This window comes from Bacillus sp. sid0103, assembly GCF_019219025.1.
Genome location: NZ_JAHUWN010000031.1, coordinates 13,632 through 37,034 on the forward strand (window position 1 = coordinate 13,632; position 23,403 = coordinate 37,034).

The 23,403-nt window shown below is 39.9% G+C and carries 22 protein-coding genes and 1 other annotated feature; of the genes, 8 read left to right on the forward strand and 14 right to left on the reverse strand.

The window, feature by feature from the left end:
- Positions 1-100 precede the first annotated feature (100 nt).
- On the forward strand, positions 101-763 hold the full coding sequence (locus KW850_RS26270) for a sulfite exporter TauE/SafE family protein (protein WP_218350711.1): 663 nt from the start codon (positions 101-103) through the stop codon (positions 761-763).
- Between the two features lie 84 nt (positions 764-847).
- Here KW850_RS26270 and KW850_RS26275 read toward each other — a convergent pair whose 3' ends face one another.
- Positions 848-1,624 (reverse strand): hypothetical protein, encoded by a 777-nt coding sequence (locus tag KW850_RS26275; RefSeq protein ID WP_218350712.1) that lies wholly within the window; start codon positions 1,622-1,624, stop codon positions 848-850.
- 229 nt (positions 1,625-1,853) lie between these two features.
- Here KW850_RS26275 and mgtE point away from each other — a divergent pair, with 229 nt between their 5' ends.
- Complete coding sequence (mgtE, locus tag KW850_RS26280; protein ID WP_218350713.1) at positions 1,854-3,212, forward strand: magnesium transporter; 1,359 nt, start codon at positions 1,854-1,856, stop codon at positions 3,210-3,212.
- A 143-nt stretch (positions 3,213-3,355) separates the two neighbouring features.
- Positions 3,356-3,949 carry an undecaprenyl phosphate transporter UptA gene (uptA, locus tag KW850_RS26285; RefSeq protein ID WP_256358469.1) on the forward strand — a complete coding sequence of 198 codons (594 nt, stop codon included), beginning with the start codon at positions 3,356-3,358 and terminating at the stop codon, positions 3,947-3,949.
- Here uptA and KW850_RS26290 read toward each other — a convergent pair.
- The 5 genes from KW850_RS26290 to argS all read right to left on the reverse strand — a co-directional run bounded on the left by KW850_RS26290 (position 3,946) and on the right by argS (position 10,013).
- Positions 3,946-4,275, reverse strand: a complete 330-nt coding sequence (locus KW850_RS26290) for a hypothetical protein (protein ID WP_218350714.1) — start codon at positions 4,273-4,275, stop codon at positions 3,946-3,948. The genes uptA and KW850_RS26290 overlap by 4 nt on opposite strands.
- A 15-nt stretch (positions 4,276-4,290) precedes the next feature.
- Positions 4,291-6,117, reverse strand: a complete 1,827-nt coding sequence (locus KW850_RS26295; RefSeq protein WP_218350715.1) for an APC family permease — start codon at positions 6,115-6,117, stop codon at positions 4,291-4,293.
- A 231-nt stretch (positions 6,118-6,348) separates the two neighbouring features.
- Entirely contained in the window at positions 6,349-7,527 is a 1,179-nt protein-coding gene (locus KW850_RS26300) for a NupC/NupG family nucleoside CNT transporter (RefSeq protein WP_218350716.1), read from the reverse strand.
- Between the two features lie 262 nt (positions 7,528-7,789).
- The gene (locus KW850_RS26305) at positions 7,790-8,254 is read right to left on the reverse strand and encodes a DinB family protein (protein WP_256358470.1); all 465 of its coding nucleotides are present in this window, start codon (positions 8,252-8,254) and stop codon (positions 7,790-7,792) included.
- A gap of 64 nt (positions 8,255-8,318) precedes the next feature.
- Positions 8,319-10,013: an arginine--tRNA ligase gene (gene argS, locus KW850_RS26310; RefSeq protein ID WP_218350718.1), complete on the reverse strand. Its 1,695-nt coding sequence runs from the start codon at positions 10,011-10,013 to the stop codon at positions 8,319-8,321.
- Positions 10,014-10,063: 50 nt separating this feature from the next.
- Positions 10,064-10,281 (reverse strand) — a binding site (T-box leader).
- A gap of 104 nt (positions 10,282-10,385) precedes the next feature.
- Here argS and KW850_RS26315 point away from each other — a divergent pair.
- Entirely contained in the window at positions 10,386-10,643 is a 258-nt protein-coding gene (locus KW850_RS26315; protein WP_218350719.1) for an alpha/beta-type small acid-soluble spore protein, read from the forward strand.
- A gap of 251 nt (positions 10,644-10,894) precedes the next feature.
- Positions 10,895-11,170: a hypothetical protein gene (locus tag KW850_RS26320; protein WP_218350720.1), complete on the forward strand. Its 276-nt coding sequence runs from the start codon at positions 10,895-10,897 to the stop codon at positions 11,168-11,170.
- 84 nt (positions 11,171-11,254) lie between these two features.
- On the opposite strand, the gene KW850_RS26325 is transcribed toward KW850_RS26320, so the two are convergent.
- The 4 genes from KW850_RS26325 to KW850_RS26340 all read right to left on the reverse strand — a co-directional run bounded on the left by KW850_RS26325 (position 11,255) and on the right by KW850_RS26340 (position 14,510).
- On the reverse strand, positions 11,255-11,827 hold the full coding sequence (locus KW850_RS26325) for a TetR/AcrR family transcriptional regulator (protein WP_218350721.1): 573 nt from the start codon (positions 11,825-11,827) through the stop codon (positions 11,255-11,257).
- 116 nt (positions 11,828-11,943) lie between these two features.
- On the reverse strand, positions 11,944-12,726 hold the full coding sequence (locus KW850_RS26330) for an ABC transporter permease (RefSeq protein WP_218350722.1): 783 nt from the start codon (positions 12,724-12,726) through the stop codon (positions 11,944-11,946).
- 6 nt (positions 12,727-12,732) lie between these two features.
- Complete coding sequence (locus KW850_RS26335; protein ID WP_218350723.1) at positions 12,733-13,536, reverse strand: ABC transporter permease; 804 nt, start codon at positions 13,534-13,536, stop codon at positions 12,733-12,735.
- On the reverse strand, positions 13,533-14,510 hold the full coding sequence (locus KW850_RS26340; protein WP_218350724.1) for an ABC transporter ATP-binding protein: 978 nt from the start codon (positions 14,508-14,510) through the stop codon (positions 13,533-13,535). The genes KW850_RS26335 and KW850_RS26340 overlap by 4 nt, the downstream gene beginning before the upstream one ends.
- 419 nt (positions 14,511-14,929) lie before the next feature.
- Here KW850_RS26340 and KW850_RS26345 point away from each other — a divergent pair, with 419 nt between their 5' ends.
- The 3 genes from KW850_RS26345 (at position 14,930) to KW850_RS26355 (ending at position 18,683) form a co-directional block, all read left to right on the forward strand.
- Positions 14,930-15,601 (forward strand): nuclease-related domain-containing protein, encoded by a 672-nt coding sequence (locus tag KW850_RS26345; RefSeq protein ID WP_308128855.1) that lies wholly within the window; start codon positions 14,930-14,932, stop codon positions 15,599-15,601.
- A gap of 1,066 nt (positions 15,602-16,667) precedes the next feature.
- Positions 16,668-17,174, forward strand: a complete 507-nt coding sequence (locus KW850_RS26350; RefSeq protein WP_218350725.1) for a CcdC protein domain-containing protein — start codon at positions 16,668-16,670, stop codon at positions 17,172-17,174.
- 225 nt (positions 17,175-17,399) lie between these two features.
- Positions 17,400-18,683 (forward strand): ATP-binding protein, encoded by a 1,284-nt coding sequence (locus tag KW850_RS26355; RefSeq protein WP_218350726.1) that lies wholly within the window; start codon positions 17,400-17,402, stop codon positions 18,681-18,683.
- 48 nt (positions 18,684-18,731) lie between these two features.
- On the opposite strand, the gene KW850_RS26360 is transcribed toward KW850_RS26355, so the two are convergent.
- The 4 genes from KW850_RS26360 to KW850_RS26375 all read right to left on the reverse strand — a co-directional run bounded on the left by KW850_RS26360 (position 18,732) and on the right by KW850_RS26375 (position 23,301).
- On the reverse strand, positions 18,732-20,636 hold the full coding sequence (locus KW850_RS26360) for an ABC transporter permease (protein WP_218350727.1): 1,905 nt from the start codon (positions 20,634-20,636) through the stop codon (positions 18,732-18,734).
- Complete coding sequence (locus KW850_RS26365) at positions 20,611-21,381, reverse strand: ABC transporter ATP-binding protein (protein WP_218350728.1); 771 nt, start codon at positions 21,379-21,381, stop codon at positions 20,611-20,613. Before KW850_RS26365 ends, KW850_RS26360 begins: the two co-directional genes overlap by 26 nt.
- 250 nt (positions 21,382-21,631) lie before the next feature.
- Positions 21,632-22,603 (reverse strand): sensor histidine kinase, encoded by a 972-nt coding sequence (locus tag KW850_RS26370; protein ID WP_218350729.1) that lies wholly within the window; start codon positions 22,601-22,603, stop codon positions 21,632-21,634.
- On the reverse strand, positions 22,600-23,301 hold the full coding sequence (locus KW850_RS26375; RefSeq protein ID WP_218350730.1) for a response regulator transcription factor: 702 nt from the start codon (positions 23,299-23,301) through the stop codon (positions 22,600-22,602). Before KW850_RS26375 ends, KW850_RS26370 begins: the two co-directional genes overlap by 4 nt.
- Positions 23,302-23,403: the final 102 nt, after the last annotated feature.

Sequence of the window (23,403 nt, forward strand, 5' to 3'; positions counted from 1 at the left end):
GGCTTGCTTAAATACTAGCGCTCAATATTTTGTCAATTTAATATTCCTTTTTTTATTATCCTGTATAATGATTTTGAAACGTTTGATTGGAGGCGAGTTCATGACGGGATCACTTTTATCGATATTATTATTAGGCTTTTTGCTAGGAATTAAGCATGCAATCGAGCCTGATCATGTTATTGCAGTATCCACCATCGCGAGCGAATCTAAGAATTTAAAACGCTCCATCTTTGCTGGTGTCTACTGGGGCATTGGGCACACGGCCACCCTTTTTATTTTCGGAATGTTTTTGATTGTCGCCAAAAATACGATCACAGATACAGTTGCACTGAGTCTTGAATTTATCGTCGGAATCATGCTCGTTAGTCTCGGCCTAAATAGTATTTTAACATTTATGAAACAGCGTCATCCTCATTCCCATACCACTTCGGACCATGAAAAAAAAGCTCGGACTCATCTTAAATCCTTCTTCATCGGGCTCATTCACGGGCTAGCCGGCAGTGCGGCCATGGTTTTATTAACCATGAGTACAGTTTCGTCTGCATGGCAAGGTGCCTTATACATACTTATTTTCGGTTGTGGCACTATCGTTGGGATGCTCAGCTTTTCAACCGTGATTGGGATCCCCTTTGTGTTAACATCCGGTAAGCAAGTGAATCGATATTTGAATAACCTTGCTGGCATAATCAGCATATTATTCGGAATTTATTATATGTATAACTTAGGCGTGAACGAAGGATTATTTAATCTATGGTTTTCGTAAGTATGACCAAGTGCCCTTTTTTCCTATTCCAAATAAACAGTCCCACCCAAAGAGAGTGGGACTTTTGTTTTATCCAAAAAAAAATCAGACGACGTTTAACTTCCATTCCTTTGTTTTTTTGTCAAAAATGATTTTGGCATGACATGGTTTCGATGAGATTTGATCATATTCCTCGACCATATCGTCCATATTGGCGAAATCACCAATTACCCAGACGGGAATTTCGATTCGGCTCCGCTGATGATCCGCATCTCGTAAGGAAATACAAATCCCTTCCTTAATGAACGGTGTTAAAGACAGAAGGATTTCTTTATTTACTTGCGGATAGGTCTTTTTCTTTCGAAAGCCAAGAATGGATTTTTCAATTTTAAGATCCCCAAGCTTTCCTGCAACTACTTCGCTAAGGATATGGAAGAAATCCTTGAAGCTTCGGTAATACGTTTTGTTAAACCAGCCATCATCTTGAGCCAAATAAACAAAACGGTTCCCCAGTTTATTATAAAAAGGCAATTTTAGATGGTGTTTTTGATGACCTAAGTACAATAGTTCTGCGATTTCCTGCCCAGTCAGTTCATTCAACACATCTTCCTCAATAAAATCAATCCAACAGAAATTACCGTAACTATAGACATCTTCTTGAGCTAATTTATTTATTCTTTCATCCGGGCAGTATTCAAGTTGGGTATGCATATTAAAATCAGCATCATCAAAGCGGTGCTTTAGTAAAAGCAAGTGATTTAATGAACCTGAAAAAGCAGCAGCGAATTCAGCAAATTCGATACCGGAAGACAGTACATACTGGTCTGTTTGGTTCAAATGGACATAGATGAGATCCTGTATGTCTTGATGATGCTTTTTCAAAGCAAAACTCCTCCGATCAACACATAAAATGGTTTAGTCAATACTTCCTTATTTTATCAAATAATAGTCCAAATAGCTTATTTCAATTCTTTTACAAATAATAAGTTTGATTGACGCATACTAGATTTATGCCTATTGATTATTATTTGTTAATTTTCTTTTTTCATCTATATTTCTTTAGCCAATCAGAATCTATGCATAAGCGAGATAAGGAGCTGGTCCATCAGCCATGATTAAAGATATGAGTCAAGATGAATTAAGTTTATATATCATTAAAACATTAAAGGAAAATAGAAAAACGGAATTTGATAGTATTCTCGATGAACTCCAGCCCTATGATATTGCCAAGATCTATGAGGATCTCCCGGAAAAGCATAAAGGACGGTTTCTACTGTTTTTAAAATTTGACGTTCTTGCAGACTTGATGGAAGAACTCGATAAGGAGGATCAACTTGGCTTATTAAATATTTTAGGAATTGAAAAGTCTAGTATAGTTCTTAATTTAATGGATAATGATGATCTGGCGTTATTGCTGCATGAAGTATCGCCAGAGAAAAAAGATTCCCTTCTTTCTGGAATGAAGGCAGAGGAATCGATTGCCGTCCAAGATATTATGAAATATCCGCCGGAAACAGCCGGAAGAATCATGACGAATCGCTTTGTTTGGATTCGCAGCTATTTTACGGTTAGAGAAGCCGTAGATAAGTTTAAGGTGTTCGCTGAATTTGCCGAATCTATTAACTATCTATATGTTATTGATGAAGACCGGAAGCTAGTCGGGGTGGTTTCTTATCGTGATTTACTATTAGCAGAGCCAGATGAAAAAATAAGTACAATTATGTATGAACGGATCATTTACGTTACGGTATCAACAGACCAAGAGGTTGTCGCGCAAATCGTCGGGCGTTATGATTTTATAGCCATACCGGTAGTTGATGAGGACAATATTCTTGTCGGAATTGTCACCGTCGATGACATCATTGACATCGTAATTAAGGAAGCCAATGAAGATATTGAAAAATTATCGGCGACAGGGAAATCGATCGATTTTGAAACAAAAACTTTAGTTGCAGCAGCAAGAAGGCTCCCCTGGCTGATCTTACTATTATTTATCGGTGTGGTTTCAGGAAGAATAATCAGCAGTTTTGAAGATACCCTGCAACAGGTCGTAGCGCTTGCCTTTTTTATGCCGATGATTGCCGGAATGACCGGGAATACAGGAACCCAATCGCTGGCAGTCGTAGTAAGAGGGCTGATTTCGTACGATATTGATAAAGGTGTGATTGCGCGTTTAATCGCAAGGGAACTTGGCGTTGGGATTACTATCGGCATTACCTGCTCTATTCTTATTGCAGTGATTGCATATATCTGGCAGGGAAGTCTCATTTTAGGTGCTGTTGTCGGCAGTTCCCTATTTTTCACCCTTATCATCGGGACCCTTGCAGGGACGGTTATTCCTCTTATTTTATTTCGCTTAAAAATTGATCCTGCGGTTGCCTCAGGACCCTTGATCACAACCTTGAATGATATTTTTTCACTGCTTACCTACTTTGGGATTGCCACCATGTTTTTAAAATATCTCATGTAGAAAAAAAGCAGCTCCATTCTGTTGCATTTTTAATTTTTCCGGAATGTCTCAAAGAAAAGGACCATAATTATTTCTTAAATAGACAAACTGGTTTAAACTAAAGTAAGGAGAGAAATAATCATTTACTTAAGCGAAGGTGAATTATGTCAGACTTTATCCAATCGATTTTAGAGTTCTTATCACAATTGGGGTATTTCGGGATTGCGTTAGGATTAATGATCGAGATTATCCCAAGTGAAATTGTCTTAGGTTATGGCGGCTATATGATATCGCAAGGTCATCTCAATTTTTTTGGGGCTGTAATTGCAGGGACTGTTGGCGGGACAATCGCTCAATTGTTCTTATATTGGGCCGGTTATTTTGGGGGCAGACCTTTTTTGGAGAAATACGGAAAATATGTCTTGATTAAAAAGAATCATATTGATATAGCTGAACAATGGTTTGAAAAATATGGTGCTGGGGTTATTTTTTCCGCTCGGTTCATTCCCGTTGTTAGGCATGCGATTTCCATTCCAGCTGGTATTGCCAAAATGTCAGCAGCCAAATTTACGCTTTACACCGTGGCGGCTGTTATCCCATGGACAATTCTGTTCCTTTACTTAGGAAAAGTCTTAGGCAGTAACTGGGCACATATTAAAGAGTATGCACAACCCTACGTAATGCCTGCCATAATCGGTGCTATTGTTCTAGGGGCAATCTATTTTTTAATCAAAAAGACAAAGAAAACCACCGATTAATTTCGGTGGTTTTCTTGTGTTGAAAATTTTCTTTGCGCCCATGTGTCGAGCTTTTTCACATGTTTTTTCCCAATCGTTAAACCATATAAAATCAGTAAAACAATAATTAATGTAAACGAGTCGACTTTCTTTGTCGCGATAAAGTTAACAATGCCCATCAATACCTGAGGAATAACCCCTGTTAACAATAAGAGAACCGTGGCTATTTTAAACCAGAAGCTCGATTTCATTCCATATCTGGCATACAGCAAAAAGAATGTGGACGACCAGGCTAATACTTCTAAACTCACTAAGATGGCCCACTTATTTTCAACCAAAAAATCCAATGTCCGTCCCACCTTTTACTTTTTAAAATGAAATGGCAGTGTTGACACAATAACCTTCTTTTTAAAAATAAGATAGGTACGAATTAATAAACTCGATTGGTTGTGCAAGATATTATGCCAGCTTTTCTTGGTAATAAATTGAGGAATCAATACTGTAACCCGATAATTGTTTTCGCTTGCTTTGTGCTCAACCGTATCAATAAATTTCGATAAAGGAATTAGAACACTTCGATAATGTGATTGTAAGGTAACGAGTCTCACATCCGGCTGCCATTGCTGCCATTTTTCCTCGAACCGTTTTTCATCCTCACGATCAAACGACACATAAACGGCAAAGATTTGATCCGTTAATGATTTTGCATAATTAATCGAATTCTCAACAACCTTCGTAATCCCTGCAACCGGTACAATAATCACATTCCCCTCAATTGGAAGGGCAGGATTGTCTGGATGAATCCTTAATTGCTCACCTACTGCTTCATAATGATAATTAATTCGTTTGAAGGCAAACACGATTAACGGTAAAAAGATGAACACAAACCATACTTGGCTAAATTTTGTTAAGAAGAAAATGATTAATACGGCTAAGGTGATAAGTGCACCGACTAAATTGGCACTTAGTTTTGCGACCCAACCAGCCGGTTTTTCCCGTAACCACTTGATAATCATCCCTGATTGTGACAAGGTGAACGGAATAAAAACACCAACCGCATAAAGCGGAATTAAGTACTCCGTTTTCCCTCGGGAAACAATGATTAATATAATCGAAGCAACTCCTAAGGAAACAATCCCATTGGAATAACCCAGTCTGTCTCCCCTAATCGTAAACATCCTTGGCATATACTTATCCTTGGCAAGCGCGTAGGCCAATAAAGGAAATGCGGAATATCCAGTATTAGCAGCCAACACTAAGATGAGGGCTGTCGTTCCTTGGACAAAAAAGTAAAGATAATTGCGTCCAAAGGTTTCTTTGGCAATTTGAGAGACAACCGTTTCGTCATGCTTAGGCGAAATCCCGTAATAATAGGCTAGGAAAGTAATTCCCGTAAATAATAAGGCTAGCAGCGTTCCCATTAAAATTAATGTCTTGGCAGCATTTTTAGGTGCTGGATCTTTAAAGCTTGGAATCGCATTCGAAATCGCTTCAACCCCGGTTAACGCCGAGCATCCCGACGCAAAAGCGCGAAGCAGTAAGAAAAGCGTAATCCCTTGAACCGGCGTCCCAATTGCTGCATGCTGGACGATTGGGGAAACATTACCGGTCATAATTTTAAAGAGGCCGACACCAATGAGGATGAACAGAGCTATTACAAACAAATAAACCGGATAGGCTAGGATAGACGCTGATTCCGTTAACCCGCGCAGATTAAGAATGGTGATAAAGATAACTAGGACACAGGCAATCCCAACGGTATGCGCGTGCAGTGTTGGAAAAGCTGATGTAATTGCATCAGTACCAGCGGTAACACTTACCGCCACAGTCAATATGTAATCCACTAATAGAGAGCCTCCGGCAATTAATCCCGCTTTCTCGCCGATGTTTTCTTTTGAAACAATATAGGCCCCACCGCCATGTGGGTAGGAATAGATAATTTGTCGGTAGGATAAGATGAGAGCGGCTAATAGAAATAATACTCCCACTGCAATCGGAACAGAGTACCAGTAGGCAATGACACTAACTGTGGCTAACACAATTAGAATCTGTTCCGTCCCATATGCCACAGATGATAAGGCATCGGAAGATAGAATCGCTAAAGCCTTTAGGATATTTAATTTTTGTTCGCCTAGTGCCGTTGATTTTAACGGCCGGCCGATTAAGAATCTCTTAAAAGAAGAGAGCACTTGTTTCACCCACCAAATTTGAAGTAGAATTACCGATTGATTTTAACACAATACCCTTGGTTATATGAAGTGTTTTCTTTTTGAAACTACCAAATTTTTCATGCAACAGGCAATTAATAGCAGCTGTACTACTTAGTCTTATCCTAAATGGCACGATTAATGAAGAAAATTATCCGCAAAAGGCCGAAAAAAACTGCCTGGCATGTTTCTAGCCAAGCAGTCTATTTGTTTTTAAAGCATCAATCCAGTAATGGCCGCTGTTAATAAACTCACAAGTGAAGCGCCAAACAGCAGTTTAAGCCCAAACTTGGCCACCTGGTTCCCTTTCTTTTCGTTCAGTCCTTTGACCGCTCCGGTAATAATTCCGATCGAGGAAAAGTTGGCAAAGGAAACAAGGAATACCGAAACGATCCCAATCGTTCTTGTTGAAAGCGAATCTGTGATTTTTGCTAAATCCATCATCGCTACAAATTCATTGGATAATAATTTTGTCGCCATAATGGTGCCGGCCTTCACCACATCCGACGCCGGCACACCGACAATAAAGGCAAACGGCGCAAACACATACCCTAGAGCCACTTGGAAGCTAATACCGAATATCGCTGCAAACACATGATTGATTAGACTAATCAGGGCCACAAACCCAATCAGCATCGCCCCAACGATGATCGCTACTTTGAATCCATCTAAAATATACTCTCCAAGCATTTCAAAAAAGGTTTGTTTTTCTTCTTGAATATCAATAATATCTTCTTTCTCCGTAACCTCATAAGGATTAATGATATTCGCAATGATAAAACCGCCAAATAGGTTTAATACAAGGGCAGTAACCACATATTTTGGCTCAATCATTGTCATGTAGGCCCCTAAGATTGAGGCTGAGACTGTAGACATCGCAGAGGTACACAATGTATAGAGACGATGTTCAGGTAAATAGGCAAGCTGTTTTTTCACCGAAATAAATACTTCCGATTGACCAAAGACAGCTGATGCTACGGCATTATAGGACTCTAATTTACCGAGACCATTGATTTTACTTAACAGCAAACCGAGGAAGCGGATGATGATTGGAAGAACTTTAATATGCTGCGCAATCCCAATGAGCACAGAAATGAACACAATTGGCATCAAAACGTTTAGGAAAAACGGTCCTTCCCCTTTGTTAGCGATTCCACCAAACACAAAGTTAATCCCGTCAGCACTATACTTCAAAATATACTCAAACAAGCTTGATATGCCTTTAATCAATATAAGGCCTACTTCTGTATTTAATAGTAAAAATGCTAAGACCAGCTGCAAAACAAGCATGGTGATAATGGGCTTGATTTTAATTCCCTTTTTATTAGAGCTGGCAATAAACGCTAGTAAAAAAATAACGACCAATGCTACTAGAAATAATATGTATTTCAAATTAATTCTCTCCCTTATCTAGGTGTCCATTTTGGAGTGTAAGAAGTTGAAAATAGTAATACGACAAAAATCGACATTTTTCAAACACGTTGTTGATTATAAAAGCGCTGTCATTTTGTGTCAATTCATATAGACAAAGTAATACTATTCAGTTTTCCCCTACTTTTCTAATAACTATTAAAAATGATGGACGGTGTTCCAAAAAAAAAAGCACGGAGGTCTTATTTAGACTCCATGCTTTCATGTATATATGACGCTATAACTATTTTACGGTCGCTTTAATGACACGCTTCATTGCCAGCATCTGTCCCAAATGAATACTCTCATGGAAAATCGCAAAATTTGCTAACTCACCAAAGGTCTCCTGACCAAGGAATGGCGTTTTCAGCCTCTCGGTAAAACTCTCCGCTGGTATTTCTTTTATCCGTGTCAATTGTTCTTGCAACTGCACGATTAATTCCTGCATAGGAGGAATATCTCCTTCCCAGGCAGCAGGACTCGTACCTGAGGCAAACAACTCCATGTAGCGGGCTGGCAGCTGGGTTGATTTTTTCGGAAAGCCAAACATCATTTGCTCGGCAACAGTTAGAACATGGCCCGCATGCCAATGGATGTTATTATTAAATCCTTCAGGCTGAACGCCGGCAATCCCCTCTTCTAGATCAGCCACAAAGTTAACAAATCTTCCCCTTGTAAGCTCAAAATGCTTGAATAATAATTCACTCATCTCTCTTTGCCTCCCTTTCGATTGCATATCTATAGTTTAATGGATTGGCACCGTTCATGGAAACCTACATTTCGATAGGGGCTTCCAATCCTACTAAACGTAACCCTTCTTTTAAAACTTCTGTTACCGCATAGACGAGAGCTAATCGTGCCTGCTGTTCTGCACAGTCCTCGAGGATTTTCACCTCAGTGTAATATTTGTTGAACGCCTGTGCCAGGTCAATAATATATTTTGCCACTTGGGACGGGTCGAAGTTGAGACAGGCTCTCTTAATCGCAGGCGAGAATTCCATTAGGAGACTAGTTATCTTCCATTCTTTCTCCCATGAGTTGGTGTAGGTTGCAGCAGCTGACTCAATCTTACCAGCAGCTTTTCGTAAAATCGAACATGCCCGCGCATACGTGTATTGAACATAGGGACCGGTTTCCCCTTCGAAGCGAAGCATCTCTTCTAATGAAAATTCAATATCATTCATTCGATTGTTCTTTAAGTCATGGAAAATAACCGCCCCAACGCCAACTTGTTTGGCTACTTCATCTTTGTTTGAAAGAGTAGGATTCTTCTCTTCAATATTATGACGGGCCATCGCAATAGATTCATTTAAAACTTCCTCTAATAAAACAACCTTTCCTTTTCTCGTTGACATTTTCTTGCCGTCTTTTAGCATCATCCCAAAGGGAATATGGTGCATTTGGTTCGACCAATCGCAGCCCATCTTTGCTAACACTGCAATCAACTGTTTAAAATGCAGACTTTGTTCATGGCCAACCACATACAAGGATTGAACAAATTGGTATTCCTTCTGGCGATAAAGAGCGGCAGCTAAATCACGGGTCGCATAAAGGGTGGCTCCGTCAGACTTCTTAATGAGGCACGGCGGCAGTTGTTCTTCCGTTAGTTCAACCACCTGCGCCTGATCCGATTCCACAAGTAAGTGCTGTTCTTCAAGAAGTTGAACAACTTGATCCATTTTGTCATTATAAAAGGCCTCGCCTGCATAGGAATCAAATTGAACGTTCATTAATTCATATATTCTTGAAAACTCTTTTAATGACTCATCACGAAACCATTTCCAAAGTTCTAATGCTTGCTCGTCCCCATCTTCCAACTTCTTAAACCAACTGCGTCCTTGATCTTCAAGGGCCGGATCCTTCTCCGCTTCTTCATGAAATTTTATATAAAGGGATAATAACTCCTTAATCGGGTTTTGTTTAACCTTTTCAGCATCTCCCCAAAGTTGATAGGCCGTGATCAACTTCCCAAACTGCGTCCCCCAGTCACCAAGGTGGTTGATTTTAATCGGCTTATAGCCACATTTCTCCACAATTAGTGCAAGGGAGTTGCCGATGACCGTCGAACGCAAATGCCCCATCGAGAAAGGTTTCGCAATATTTGGGGATGACATGTCAATCGTAACTGCACCACCGTTTCCAAACGAGAGCGCACCGTAATTACCTTTTTGTGCGATGATCTCTCCCACGACATGTTCTGAAGCTGTCTTTTTGTTTAAAAAGAAATTTAGATACGCACCCACCACAGTTACTTTTTCAAATAGTGGAGAAGCAATCTGTTTACTTAATTCTTCCGCGATCACATTGGGTGATTTTCTTTTCAGCTTTGCTAACGTAAAGCAAGGGAAAGCTAAATCGCCATGTTCCAGGTGCTTAGGTTTTTCGATCATCAGTTCCAGGTCTGTCAGTGATATCTCTTCGTCAAGCAGTTCATGTAAAAGAGACGCCAGCTCTTGTTTAAAATTCATCTTCTTCGACCTCCTATTTTTTTAAAACGCAAAAAACTCCCGTCTCTACTAAAAGAGACGAGAGTTTATAATCCCGCGGTACCACTCTAATTGTTCAAATAATGAACCAGCTTTCCTTTGTAACGGAGAACCCCTCCGGCATACCCTACTGTTTGTTTCAGGCACGCATCTCAAAAGTGCGCTTCATTATCTAGTCTGTTTCAGGCTCTCACCACCCCTGAATCGCTGCACCATCTTAGATAGCTACTCTCTTTATCATTGATTTTTTCCGAATTTATTACTTGTTATTATACTGGATTAAAATGGTTTTTTCCAGTGACTGCTGATTATTTTTTACAATCAGGTAATCCTACTACTAAAGGAGGGATTTTAATGGCGAGAAGAAGAAATAAAATCCTTGTCCCAGAGGCGCGAAATGGCTTGGATGCGTTGAAGGCAAAAGTAGCAAATACCGGGAACCCAGAAGATGCGAAATTTGAAGCAGCCGAAGAAGTCGGGGTTCCATTGAAAAAAGGGTATAATGGCCAACTCACCTCAGAGCAGGCAGGGAAAGTAGGCGGCCGACTCGGAGGCAGCATGGTCCGGGAACTAGTGAAAATGGCACAAGAAAACCTAGCGAAGAAAAAGTAAAGACTGGGGCCTAATTTTTTTAGGTCTCCTTATTATTTTTGGCTGGTTAAAGGTTATTGTTGATATTTTAGCAATATTGATTGGACGCGGATACAGCGAGACTCCTGCGGGATAAGCCTGTCATGGGCGAGCACACTCAAAGGAGTAAATTTTAAAAAAAATCAACCTTTTTGATTAACAAAGTATATTTTTTAAAAAAAGTTTGACAATTTTGTGACAATTGATAGAATATTCTTACAGGGGAGTTGATGATGATGCAGGAAAAACACTTAAAGAGTATTTTTACATTTAAGAGAACGGCTATCTTCGGAGGTAGTCTAGGTATCATTCTTATTTTGTTAGGTCAATTTGCAAGCGGTTACAATACGACTTATTTCTTAACTGCACTAGGATTTGGAATACTCGCCGGTTCCGTGGTCAATTACCTTTTTGGAACATTCTTAAGTTTAATGGAAGAATTCACTGGCAATCGTAAAAAGGGTGCAGCTATTGCCACTGCTTCAAAAAATTATTATCTTCTAAAATAAAAAAAGCGGATGGACCACTTTTCGGGTACGTCCGCAGGCAGATATAAATACTAAAAGACTTGTACAGATGCGTACAAGTCTTTTTTATGTGGACAAACCCTTTACTAAAAACACTTTCATGATTTCCGCGATTTGTTCGGAGCTCATCGGCTGATGATTCTTCTCCCAGTCTGATACTAAGGCAATATACATTTTTAAAAGCAGAAAGCTGGTAATTTCAGTATCGGCCGCTGGGATTGCCCCTTTGGCGATGGCGGCATCCATTTTCTGTCTTAAATAAGCAATAATTTCATCCTCGACGTGCTGCAGCATTTCCGAAACCGCTAAGGTCCCCATTTCCGTTTCCTCTTGGACCAGTTTAATCATCAGATGGTGCTGGGAACGAAACTCTAATAACCGATAAAGAGCCCGATGCACGTTTTCGGTAAAAGGTAACTCTGGTTGGATGACTGAGTCTGCTTCCGCAATCATTTCCTTCACCATGGTTGAAATAATCTCTTCGAATAACTCTTCCTTATTTTTGAAAAAGGTGTAAATCGTCCCTTTGCCAACATTGGCCAGTTTTGCGACTTGGTCCATCGTTGTTGCTTTATAGCCAAATAATGAAAAAGACTTGGTTGCTGCCTCTACTATCATTTTTCTCCGATCGGTTGCCATGACGACCTCCACTGACCATTTTAGTTTTTTAGTCACTCTTTTTATAATATACCATATGTTACATTCCTGTTCAATTTCACCAATAACGAAATGCAGTTGCAAATCCGGGCTCCTGATTAGGAACCCGTAGAGCGATAATGCTTTACCCCATATTGCCAAACTAGAAGACAAGGAAGAATAAACAAACTGCCCGCAATGGGGATGAGCATGTAATAGAACTCGGTCCCACTGTTCTTCCCTATAATAAACAATAGTGGCAGGTAATTTACTGTTCCAAAAGGAATCACGAAGGTAAAAAAACGGGTCACCCATTTTTGATAAATATTTAATGGGTATTGCGCCATTTCCCTTCCGCCATCAGTAAATATGTTGACCACCTCAAGACCTTCAATCGTCCAAAAACACAAGGTGGCGGCGAGGATGTAGATGCCTGTAAAAATAAACACCCCGCTAACAATCATCAGCACCAAAGTGACAGCTTTTATCACCGACCATTCGATGTTGAGATTGGCCAGGGCCCAGGACAAAACAACCGCACTTTGAAGGAGACGGCCAAATCTTGTAAACTCGAACTTCGATCCGAGAACTTGGATAAACGTACTGCGGGGACGGACCAGTAATCGGTCAAATTCGCCAGTCCGAACTAAACTGGAAAAGGCATCAAAACCACGGGCAAAGCATTCACTCAGCGCGAAGGCCATGTGAATAATCCCAAAGCAAAACGCCACTTCAAAGAATTTCCATCCTCTAATTTGCCCAAACTGTTCGAACAAAAAGTAAAGACCCGCAAAGACCGTAAATGGAATAAAAAATTGCCCCAGCGATAATAACCAAAATGATGCCCGGTATTGCATTTGTGATTTAAAGTGAATCCATAAATATTTAACGTAGATTCCCATCGTCGATTAACCCCCTTGGACGACAACTTTCTTTAACACGTTGTTTAGTGCCGTTCTCCCCAGCCAAATCAGACCGAACAAATAAAAAAACTGGATGATGATCCCGATCATGGCATCCTGCAGCGGGATATGTCCTGAGTACACCCTGAACGGAAAATCTGCCGTCCATCGAAAGGGCAGGACATTCGCGATTTTTTGAAGCCACTCTGGCATGAGTGGTACAGGAATGATTAACCCGGCAAAAAATTCTCCGAGGACGCTAAACACCAACAATGATCCCATTGGAGACAAGGTCACAAACACAGAAATATACAAAAACATCGAAATGGCCACGAGTAGCAGCAATCCTAGTATTAAAGAGCTTAAGAATAATAGAAAGGCTGAGAAACTAGGCGGCATGGTCATGTTATATGGTTTTGGTAAAAAGAATGAAATGATTAAAATGGGGAAACAGCGCAAAAAGGCACTTGATAGCCGCTGCGCTAGTAGCTTAGCATACCAGAAACTATAAAGCTCACATGGCCGGCATAGTTCGTATGCAATATTTCCACTTGTAATCAGATCAAAAAGCTCCTGATCACGAAACCACATTGTTATAAAAACAAGAAAGGCCTGTTGCAGCCAGATGTAGGTGGTTATTTCTTTTAAAGAAATGGCCGGGCTATTGGTGGCATGTTCGTAAAAAGCCTTAAATACCATTAGCGCGATAAAACCCCAGAAGAATTGAGTGGCTACCCCCGCCAAAGCCGCAGTCCGGTATTGCATTCCCATGTTCAGCCTCATCTTCAAAACAGATAGATACACCCTCATATTTGGTACTCCTTATAGAGTTTGAGGATGATTTCTTCGATTGGCTGCGATTCAATCGAGACATCTATCAACTCCAGCTGATTGGACAATTGGGTAATAATCTCGGATGTGTTCACCTGTTCGGTATCAATGCAGAGAACTACCCGTTCAGGTGACTGCGAAAGCACGGTTGCATGCGGAATCCGGATTGGACTTGCATTTTTGCGGAAATCAGCTGTGATTGTTTTCTGGGCACCAAATTGTTTTCTTAATTCCTCTAACTGGCCGTCATACAATAAGCTCCCTTTTCCGATTAAGATGACCCTGTCGGCCAATGCTTCGATATCATTCATATCGTGGGTGGTGAGGATCACCGTGACTCCCTTTTCTTTGTTAATCGTTTTGATGAACTGGCGGACCGCTATTTTCGAGGCTGCATCAAGACCGATGGTTGGTTCGTCTAAAAATAATATTTTGGGATTATGTAGGAGTGAGGCCGCTATTTCGCAGCGCATCCGCTGCCCTAAACTTAATTGGCGGACGGGTGTATGGATCATGTTTTGCAGTTCGAGTGTTTCAATGAGTAGATTTAGCGTAGTTTGATATTCTTGCTGCGGGACCTTGTAAATGTCTTTTAACAGTTCGAACGAATCTAATACCGGGACATCCCACCATAACTGCGAGCGCTGGCCGAAGACAACTCCAATATTTTGTACATACTGAACCCGATCCTTCCATGGTGTGAAGCCCATGATGGAGCAATTCCCGGTTTCAGGCACCAGGATCCCGCTCATGATTTTTATCGTGGTTGATTTCCCCGCCCCATTCGGGCCGATGTAGCCGACAATTTCTCCTGGATTAATAGAAAAAGAGAGATCCTTAAGCGCATCAACAATTGTATGTTCTCGATAAAAAAGAGCCTTTGCCGCCTGGCGAAAGCCTGTCTGGCGCTTGGCCACCTTGAAGGATTTACTTATATTTTGTACATGAATCAACCGCTTTCCCCTCCTAATCTATCTTGAGTCACAGAGGAAAATAATAACATCTGGAATAAATTTGTGTCAAGAATTTTCTAAATAATGAACTTTTTTAAACGTTAACAAAATATACATTTTTATCCTCTAAACATCACCTTAATTTTTATAAAATGAACTTGTGCAAGACACGGAGAAAGGAAGTGGCATATGCTGTTTAAATCACGTATTAAATCAGATGAATTAAAAATTCTGTCTTATTTACACACACGAATGAATTTACCTGAAAATGACAACCAGTACTTTTTAAACCTTAAAAAGGGGTTTGAAGGGGAGGTGATGTTTGACTTGTTAACCGAAAAACTTCAGTGCAATTGTTATATACTGAACGATTTGTTACTGAAGGTTAACAATACGATGTTCCAAATCGATACCTGATCATAAAGGATACACTTCACTTTTTCGAAGTAAAAAATTATAAAGGCGATTATTATTTTGAAGGTGACAAATTTTACTCGAAGTCTAGCAAGGAAATTCTCAATCCTCTCGACCAACTAAAACGAGGTGAATCCTTACTCCACCAATTACTCCTTAAACATGGTTTTCATTTCCCCATTGACCCAAAGGTGGTTTTTATTAACCCCGAATTCACCCCTTATCAATCACCTAAAAACAAACCTATTATTTATCCGACACAAATTAATAGTTTCATGAAAAATTTTGACAACACCTCATTGAAATTAAATAACAAGCACAGAAAGCTAGCAGAACTATTAGTTTCACTGCATATTACCAAGTCTTCTTATACTCAGATACCCACTTATCATTATAGTCAGTGTAAAAAAGGTATTACTTGTTCAGCCTGCGATTCTTTTTCGATTACAGTCGAAGGAAGAAACTGTAGGTGCTTGGAATGCGGACAAGTTGAATTGGTTGAATCAGCTGTTTTGAGGATTGTAGAGGAAATAAAGATGCTTTTTCCAGATATGAAAATTACGACTAATTTGGTACATGAATGGTGTTGTGTGGTTGGTTCTAAAAAGAGAATCAGTAGGATTCTGGAGAAGAACTTTAAAATTGTCGGGGTTCATCAGTGGGCCTTTTACGAATGAAAGAAGAATTTATTTTAGTTTTATTGGTAGCTTTGTCAGATCTTCTCCTAAATAACTTATAGTAGGGACTTTTAATCCTTAAATACCCTATGAAGGACATTTTGCCTGTTCACTTGAGGAATGTGTCCTTCACCTACCTTGTGAGAGACATTCTTCTTACTCTCTCCGATGATACTGTCCTTCACCGAGTCTATGAAAGACATTCTTATTACTTTCTTGGAAGATACTGTCCTTCATCGAGCCTATGAAAGACATTCTTCTTACTCTCTTCAAAGATACTGTCCTTCATCGAGCCTATGAAAGACATTCTTCTTACTCTCTTCAAAGATACTGTCCTTCATCGAGCCTATGAAAGACATTTTTCTTACTCTATTCGATGATACTGTCCTTCATCGCGCATATGAAAGACATTTTTCTTACTCTCTCCGATGATACTGTCCTTCATCGAGCTTATGAAAGACATTCTTCTTGCTCTCTTGGAAGATACTGTCCTTCATCGCGCATATGAAAGACATTTTTCTTACTCTCTCCGATGATACTGTCCTTCATCGAGCTTATGAAAGACATTCTGATTATTCTATTCGATGATACTGTCCTTCATCGAGCTTATGAAAGACATTCTTCTTGCTCTCTTGGAAGATACTGTCCTTCATCGAGCCTATGAAAGACATTCTTCTTACTCTCTTGGAAGATACTGTCCTTCATCGAGCCTATGAAAGACATTCTTCTTACTCTCTCCGATGATACTGTCCTTCATCGAGCCTATGAAAGACATTTTTCTTACTCTCTCCGATGATACTGTCCTTCATCGAGTCTATGAAAGACATTTTTCTTACTCTCTTCAAAGATACTGTCCTTCATCCAACCTCTCTCCCCTTTTTGATTCATTTCCCTTCCGTCTCTTCAATCCGTGCCGTAGAAATCCATGCAGGAAGTTAAATGATACAATCATGAACATTCTCATATTAAAAGCATGAACTTTCCCACTACCGTCCGGAGTCATTTTCCCTTATGATTACAATACAATAAAGCATGGTAATAAGTTTTCCGAAAGGGATTGATCATGATGAACATATTCGTAACACTCGTTATTGTCCTTGTCATAATTGGCTTTGTACTATTTTTCAAAGTGAAAGGAAGAAATAATCCCATCAAAAGGGGTGGCCTTGGCATCATTACTCCTGTTTTATTTCTGTTGGTCATGTTTTCGTTAAGTATCAGTCAGCTGCTCCATATTCCTGGTGAACCTTTTCATCTGCCAGCCTATTGGGAAATATTGATTGCCGCTCTGTTAGGCACATTGTTTGGAGTAATTATGCTTACCCAGACATCCTATGAGATTCGTGCAGATGGGTTGATCTATTCAAAACCAAATAAAACATTTAAATATGTAATCATCACGATCATTATCATTCGCATCGCTTTAAGTCAGTATTTTAAGAGTATGGATTACATTGAATTTACTGTTCTGACGATGGTCTTAGCATTTCTATATATCTGTGTTTGGCGGATTGGAAGCTATCTTAAATTTCGTAAATTATATGTCCGCAGCCGACTAGCTGAAACTAAATGATGGCTATAATAAAAAGCTCTTCTATCTATTTTTTACAGAGAGAAGAGTTTTTTTGTACTCAGTTCCATTTTTTCCGTAACAATCCTTTAATAGAATGAGTGGGTTACATGCCTTTCTGATATCGTGTAATATTCATAGAAGTTGTATTTTCTGTGGAAAGTTTATCGATTCTCAGGGAAGGATAAATGTGGAAGCATATCATTTATTAATTTTGGAGGATGTTTCTTGATTACTCTCATCAAACCCTTGTTAGTTAACATCACGATCTTATTATCGTTTACATTTAATGCAAACTTATTTTTCCCCTTTCAAACGAAAGTTCCTTTTTCATTAAAACAAAAGGTGATTTATGGTTTAATCGGTTCGTTTGGTGCACTTTTCTGTATGTTTTATCCCATTGAAACGTTAGGAGCTACACATTTTGATTTAAGGATGTGTGCCATTCTCGTTCTTACCCTCTATGGCGGTTGGCTTCCTGGACTGATTGTTTTAGGAAGTGTCTGCGTTGTCCGCTATCTGATTGGCGGAAAATTCCTTATAATCGGCATCACGGTTTCCATTTTGGCCTTCGTAAGTGCCCTATTTTTCAGGAGATTTTTTCACAAATCTCCTTCAAAGCTTGCGGCAGGGACCGTGGTCATCATTTGTTATTTTATTGTCTATATTACAATCCTTTATTTCAGCGTCAATTTTTTAAAATCACCCTTTTATTTCATCTACTTTATTGCCATGTTTTTTACAAATATCGCCCTGATTTTCGTCATTGAAAACTTGATAAAGATTAATAAGCAATTTGAGGAAATGGTTTATCTTGATAAATTGACGATGATTGGCCAGCTTGCAGCTTCCATCGCACACGAAATTAGAAACCCGCTTGCGACGATCAGAGGATTTATCCAATTTTTAAGTACAGATACCACGGATTTGAAATTCAGAAAATACTCAGCCTTAATTATGGAAGAACTAGATCGTACCAACAGTATTATTACGAACTATTTAAAAGTGGCGAAGCCCGAACCGTTCCAAATTGCAACGGTTTCAATCAATGATGTGATTCATGACTGCGTTCAATTAATGCGTCCTCTTGCCACTTATTCTAATGTCATCATCGACTTTGAAAAAAAAGAACCGCTTTATGTATACGGGGATGAACCACATTTAAAGCAAGCCATCATGAATGTGATTAAAAACGGGATCGAATCGATATCCACTCAGGGAACCATTAAAATTGATTTAAATGCTGACCATTTTAACAATACGGTTGAAATTAGAATCAAGGATAACGGAAAAGGGATGTCGCCCGAACAGTTAAAGCAGATCGGCTTGCCCTTTTATACAACAAAAACGAAGGGAACAGGGCTAGGCAGTATGGTTACGAACAAAATCATCCGTGAATTGAATGGATCGATTGAATATGAAAGTGAAATCAATAAAGGTACAACAGTAAAAATTGTTTTCCCATTACAAATAAATAACACAGCAAGCGCCCCATCCTCGATATTTAAATAAAATGCTCAGAGCTTTATTTGCTCTGAGCATTTTTCTTTGCCATTTTTACTAAATTAACGACTTTTTCAAGTTTCGCAAATAGCGGTACCGAATGAAAAAGAAATAAATAACTTGTGCAAGGAGGAAACTGGAAAGAACGATGACCATTTCTTTTACAATTGATAATTCGTACAAGCTTTGCAAGGCCATGAAGGCAAACCCACTATGCACAAAGGCCACAACAATGGGAACAAAGAAAAGCAAGGCAAGCTGCTGGGTAACAATCTTGTTCAATTCCTGATCAGTTAAACCAACCTTGGTGATCGTTAAATATTGGCGTCGGTCATAATCCAAATCGGCATAAAGCCGGAAGTATAAAAAGCTTCCTGCCGCAATGAAGAAGACTGCCCCTATGAGTAAGGCTACGAACAGCATCATTTTATACATGCTCATTTGTTTTTCAAATAAAGTACCACTAACCGTCATCGAGTATGGTTTTTGTTCAGCAAACATAGTCATGCCGTCTTTTACTAGATTCTTTGCCATTCCTTTCGTTTCTTCGAGGTTCTCCGTGTAAAACCCGGTGAATTTTTCCGTATTTACTGGTGTAAGCTTGTTAAATAGATCATCACTGACCACGACGCCTTGACTAAGGATTAATTGAATCGGTATGACGATGTATTTAGTCGCTTGGTCCTGATGAAGTTTTATCTGATCTTGTTTTAAGGTATAAGTAATCTTTTCCAAGTTACTAAAAGTAGATGTGCGCAATTCTAAGATGTCATTACCAACAAGCGGTTTTTCGCTCATTTCGAAGCCTGCTGCTTTTGCGATTCTTTGATAGTCAGAAAAAGAAACGACTGGAATTTTCTCAGGCGCATAGGCATCGGTTGAAGAGGCAATAGCTACGTATTTAATTGGAACCTCATTGGTGGTATAGTTGATATTCTTTTCCTTTAATTCCGCTTTGATTTGGCTTAAATTTTGCTGATGAACGGGCTGATCATCTTTTGCTAAATAACTGATTTCTGCTGGATATTCTTTGTCCAATTGCTTATTCATCACATTCATTGAAGCAAGAGTCCCGACTGCACAAAATGCGACTGTCGAAACAATTGTTACCATGAAAAACATCCGAGCATTGTCCTTTAAACGGTAGGCTAGGCTGGAGATCGTAACCAAATTCGTTTTTTTCCAAAAGAGGATGCGATTTTTTTGAAGTATTTTCGTCACCCATACCGAAAGTTGCGTGTAGAAAAAATAAGTTCCGATTATAGTCATACCGATTACCGGCAAGATTCGAACCAATAATGTCAGCAAGGTTGCTGTTGCAGCTAAATAATAACTCACGCTAAGCAATACCGCAGATAAGAGTGATAGCAAGATTGATACTTTTGGTTCTTTTTTCGGTTTTTCGCCTGCTTGAAATAAATCAATTAACTTATTTACTCTGACCAGGATGGTCGTAAATAATGAAATACTTAAGAAAAGGATTAAAAAGGCACCAATCGTGAGGAGGAGGGCTTTCCCCGATAAATAGAAGGGCAAAGCTTCTATTCCAATCATTTTCGAACCGACCATTAAAAATAATTTCCCTGTGATCATCCCTGCCACAATACCAACGATAATCGCTCCGATTCCGATAATCATATTTTCCAAAAACACCATGCTATTTAATTGGTTTCTCGTCATACCATGCATCATTAAGATTCCAAATTCCCGTTTCCGTGATTTTAAAAAGGTGCTGACGGAATAGAGCACAAAAAGGAAAGAAAACACATACATAATCACCTCTGCAGCGGTCATTAATTGAACAGCGACTGCCGAAGTAACTCCCTTTTTTATATCGGGATGGAAGATAAACAATGCGTATATGAAAAAGATTAAGACCGAAAAAGCGCTGCTTAAAAAATAAGCGGAGTAGGTCCGTTTATTGCGGACCACATTTCTATAGACGAACTGTGGAAAGGTCACGGCTGTCCCCTCCTAACAATGCTAGCATATCAATAATTTTTTGGAAAAACGCCTGGCGGTTATCGCCGCGGTAGATTTCGTTATAAAGTTGTCCATCCTTAATAAAAATAACACGGTGACAATAGCTGGCTGCGACGGCATCATGTGTGACCATTAAGGCCGTAGCCCCGTCTTCCTTGTTAATGGTTGTTAGTGTTTCCATAACATCCTTTGCCGATTTTGAATCCAAGTTACCTGTGGGCTCATCGGCCAAAATTAGGGCTGGTTGGTGTATGATGGCACGGGCGATAGCTGTTCGCTGCATTTGCCCCCCTGAGATTTCATAGGTTCGTTTTTTCAAGATCTGGTCTATCCCTAACTTTTTAGCGACCTGATTGAGCTTCAGATCCATTTCCTTGACCTTTTCACCATCTAGGGTGAGCGGCAGAACGATATTTTCCTCCACTGTTAACGTATCGAGTAAATTAAAATGTTGAAAAACAAACCCAAGCTGATGGCGTCTAAATAGCGCCGTTTCTTTCTTGTTTAGTACATGGGGGTTTTTCCCGTTGATCGTAATTTCACCGGCTGTCGGTCTATCGATGGTAGCAATTAAGTTTAAGAGCGTTGTCTTCCCACTCCCAGACGGCCCCATAATCCCGACGAATTCGCCTTTATCAATCGTAAAATTTATATTTTCAATTGCTTTATGAGCAACTTTTCCTTCATAAATCTTCTCTAAATGTCTCACTTCTAAAATCGACATCCATTTTCACTCCCTGTTCCATTTGTACCCCCATTGTAACTAGAATCCAGCCCCTCCAGCCATGTCACTAACTTACAACTAACTTACACAATTGTAAGGTTGGGTTGTTTTTTGGTTGGTTGGCGGGTTGGTTGGTTGGCGGTGGTTTTTGTTAGTTTGTTAGCCAAAGCGTCCACCACAGGCGGACAAAACAGGAAAGTGTCCACGAACGGTGCCTGACACCAAAAAAGAACAACCAAAAAGTGCGCTTCTAAAACACGATGCGTACGGTGGTGCCTTGGTTTAGGTTGGATTCGATTTCGATGTGATGGCCGAGTTTTTGGCAGATTTGTTTGGCGAGGTGGAGTCCCATTCCGGTGGATTCTTGGAAGTTACGGCCGTTTTCACCGGTGAAGTATGGATTAAATACGCGAGGGAGATCGCTTTGGGGAATACCCACGCCTTCATCGCGAATTTCTAAGACGATTTTGATGCCACGCTTGTAACCATTAAAATAAATTTTCCGATTCTCCTCGATTGTATAACGAATCGCATTTGTCATGAGCTGCGTAATCACAAAGGATAACCATTTTTCATCTGATGCGATGCTTAAATCCCCGTCCATGTTTATCAGTGGGAACACTTTCTTACGGATAAATAACCGTTTTTGACTTGAGGTGACCGAACGGACAACGGTTTGCAAATCAAGGGTCTCGACATAAAAATCGCGTTCAAAGGTATCTAAACGCGCCGTGTACAGTACCATGTCCAATCCCTTTTTCAAACGATCCAGTTCATCCCCAATGGCATTGAATCGCGGATCATCCTCATCTTGAACAATTAAATGAATCACTGACAACGGCGTCTTCATTTGATGCACCCATTGATTGATGAACTGAATATGCCCCTCCAGCTTGTACTTATAATTATGCAGGTCTTTTTTATAATGTTGGAATTGACTTTTCAAAAGCTGTTGCAAACTCTCAGCCAACGGGCTCTGTTGAACATTGCTCGTAAAATCCTCTATTGAGGTTAAAGGCTCTTCCAAGCGCTGATAGAATGATCGATTCGTTATGTACCGAAAAAAGAGGTACCCTATCAGAAGGCACCCACTCAGGAATGCCGCATATAGACTTATCGCTAAATGATGAAACCCATCAAGCCAATAAATGGCTGTCATTACCACCAACTGAAGGATATAAAAGATAATCAGCGCCAACTGCTCGCGTAAAAAAAGCTTCATGGCTTATGCCCCCAGTTTGGAATAAGACGATACCCTTGCCCGCGAATCGTTTGAAGGGCATCCTCGATATCTATGGCAGCTAATTTTTTCCGAACACGAGTTACATAAACATTTAAAGTATTATCATCGACAAAGGCTTGATCGTCCCAGATTTTCTCTAATAGCCGATCACGACTGACGACCTTCTCTGCTTTTTTCATGAGTTCATCTAATATTTTTGCTTCGGTATGGCTGAGATCAATTTCCTGTTCGTGTAATATAAGCTTCAAGCGCTCCACATCCAAGGTCAACCCATCCACCGTAGTCGTCCGCTCATTTTGCGAACTAGCATACGAGCCATATGCCCTTCTCAGTTGACTATTGATTTTCGCCGTGACAATTTCATAGTCAAATGGTTTCGTGATATAATCATCCGCCCCATTTTCAAGAGCCATTACTTGGTCCATTTTCCCGTCCCGTGCCGAGATAAAGAGAATCGGACAGGTAGAAATGCTGCGGATTTGCCTGCACCAATAATAGCCATCAAATTTCGGCAAGTTCACATCCAATAGGACGAGATGCGGTTCATATTGCTCAAATTGCGCTCGGACTGCTTCAAAATTGTCAACAGACTTTGTATCGTAACCGAATTTATGTAAATGCTCTTTCAGCAAACTCACCAACTGTTGGTCATCTTCGATTATAAAAATTTTAAACATTACCATACTCCCTTCCCAATACTCCTCCTTGATTGTACCAAATGGCCGGGAACAATTGGAAATCAAAAAAAGCACCGTTCAGAAAACAGAACAATGCTTTGC

Coding starts and splice junctions, on each gene's coding strand:
- KW850_RS26270 (WP_218350711.1), top strand. CDS start 101: ATGACGGGATCACTTTTATCGATATTATTATTAGGCTTTTTGCTAGGA.
- mgtE (WP_218350713.1), top strand. CDS start 1,854: ATGATTAAAGATATGAGTCAAGATGAATTAAGTTTATATATCATTAAA.
- uptA (WP_256358469.1), top strand. CDS start 3,356: ATGTCAGACTTTATCCAATCGATTTTAGAGTTCTTATCACAATTGGGG.
- KW850_RS26305 (WP_256358470.1), bottom strand. CDS start 8,254: ATGAGTGAATTATTATTCAAGCATTTTGAGCTTACAAGGGGAAGATTT.
- argS (WP_218350718.1), bottom strand. CDS start 10,013: ATGAATTTTAAACAAGAGCTGGCGTCTCTTTTACATGAACTGCTTGAC.
- KW850_RS26315 (WP_218350719.1), top strand. CDS start 10,386: ATGGCGAGAAGAAGAAATAAAATCCTTGTCCCAGAGGCGCGAAATGGC.
- KW850_RS26320 (WP_218350720.1), top strand. CDS start 10,895: ATGATGCAGGAAAAACACTTAAAGAGTATTTTTACATTTAAGAGAACG.
- KW850_RS26325 (WP_218350721.1), bottom strand. CDS start 11,827: ATGGCAACCGATCGGAGAAAAATGATAGTAGAGGCAGCAACCAAGTCT.
- KW850_RS26330 (WP_218350722.1), bottom strand. CDS start 12,726: ATGGGAATCTACGTTAAATATTTATGGATTCACTTTAAATCACAAATG.
- KW850_RS26335 (WP_218350723.1), bottom strand. CDS start 13,536: ATGAGGGTGTATCTATCTGTTTTGAAGATGAGGCTGAACATGGGAATG.
- KW850_RS26350 (WP_218350725.1), top strand. CDS start 16,668: ATGAACATATTCGTAACACTCGTTATTGTCCTTGTCATAATTGGCTTT.
- KW850_RS26365 (WP_218350728.1), bottom strand. CDS start 21,381: ATGTCGATTTTAGAAGTGAGACATTTAGAGAAGATTTATGAAGGAAAA.
- KW850_RS26370 (WP_218350729.1), bottom strand. CDS start 22,603: ATGAAGCTTTTTTTACGCGAGCAGTTGGCGCTGATTATCTTTTATATC.
- KW850_RS26375 (WP_218350730.1), bottom strand. CDS start 23,301: ATGTTTAAAATTTTTATAATCGAAGATGACCAACAGTTGGTGAGTTTG.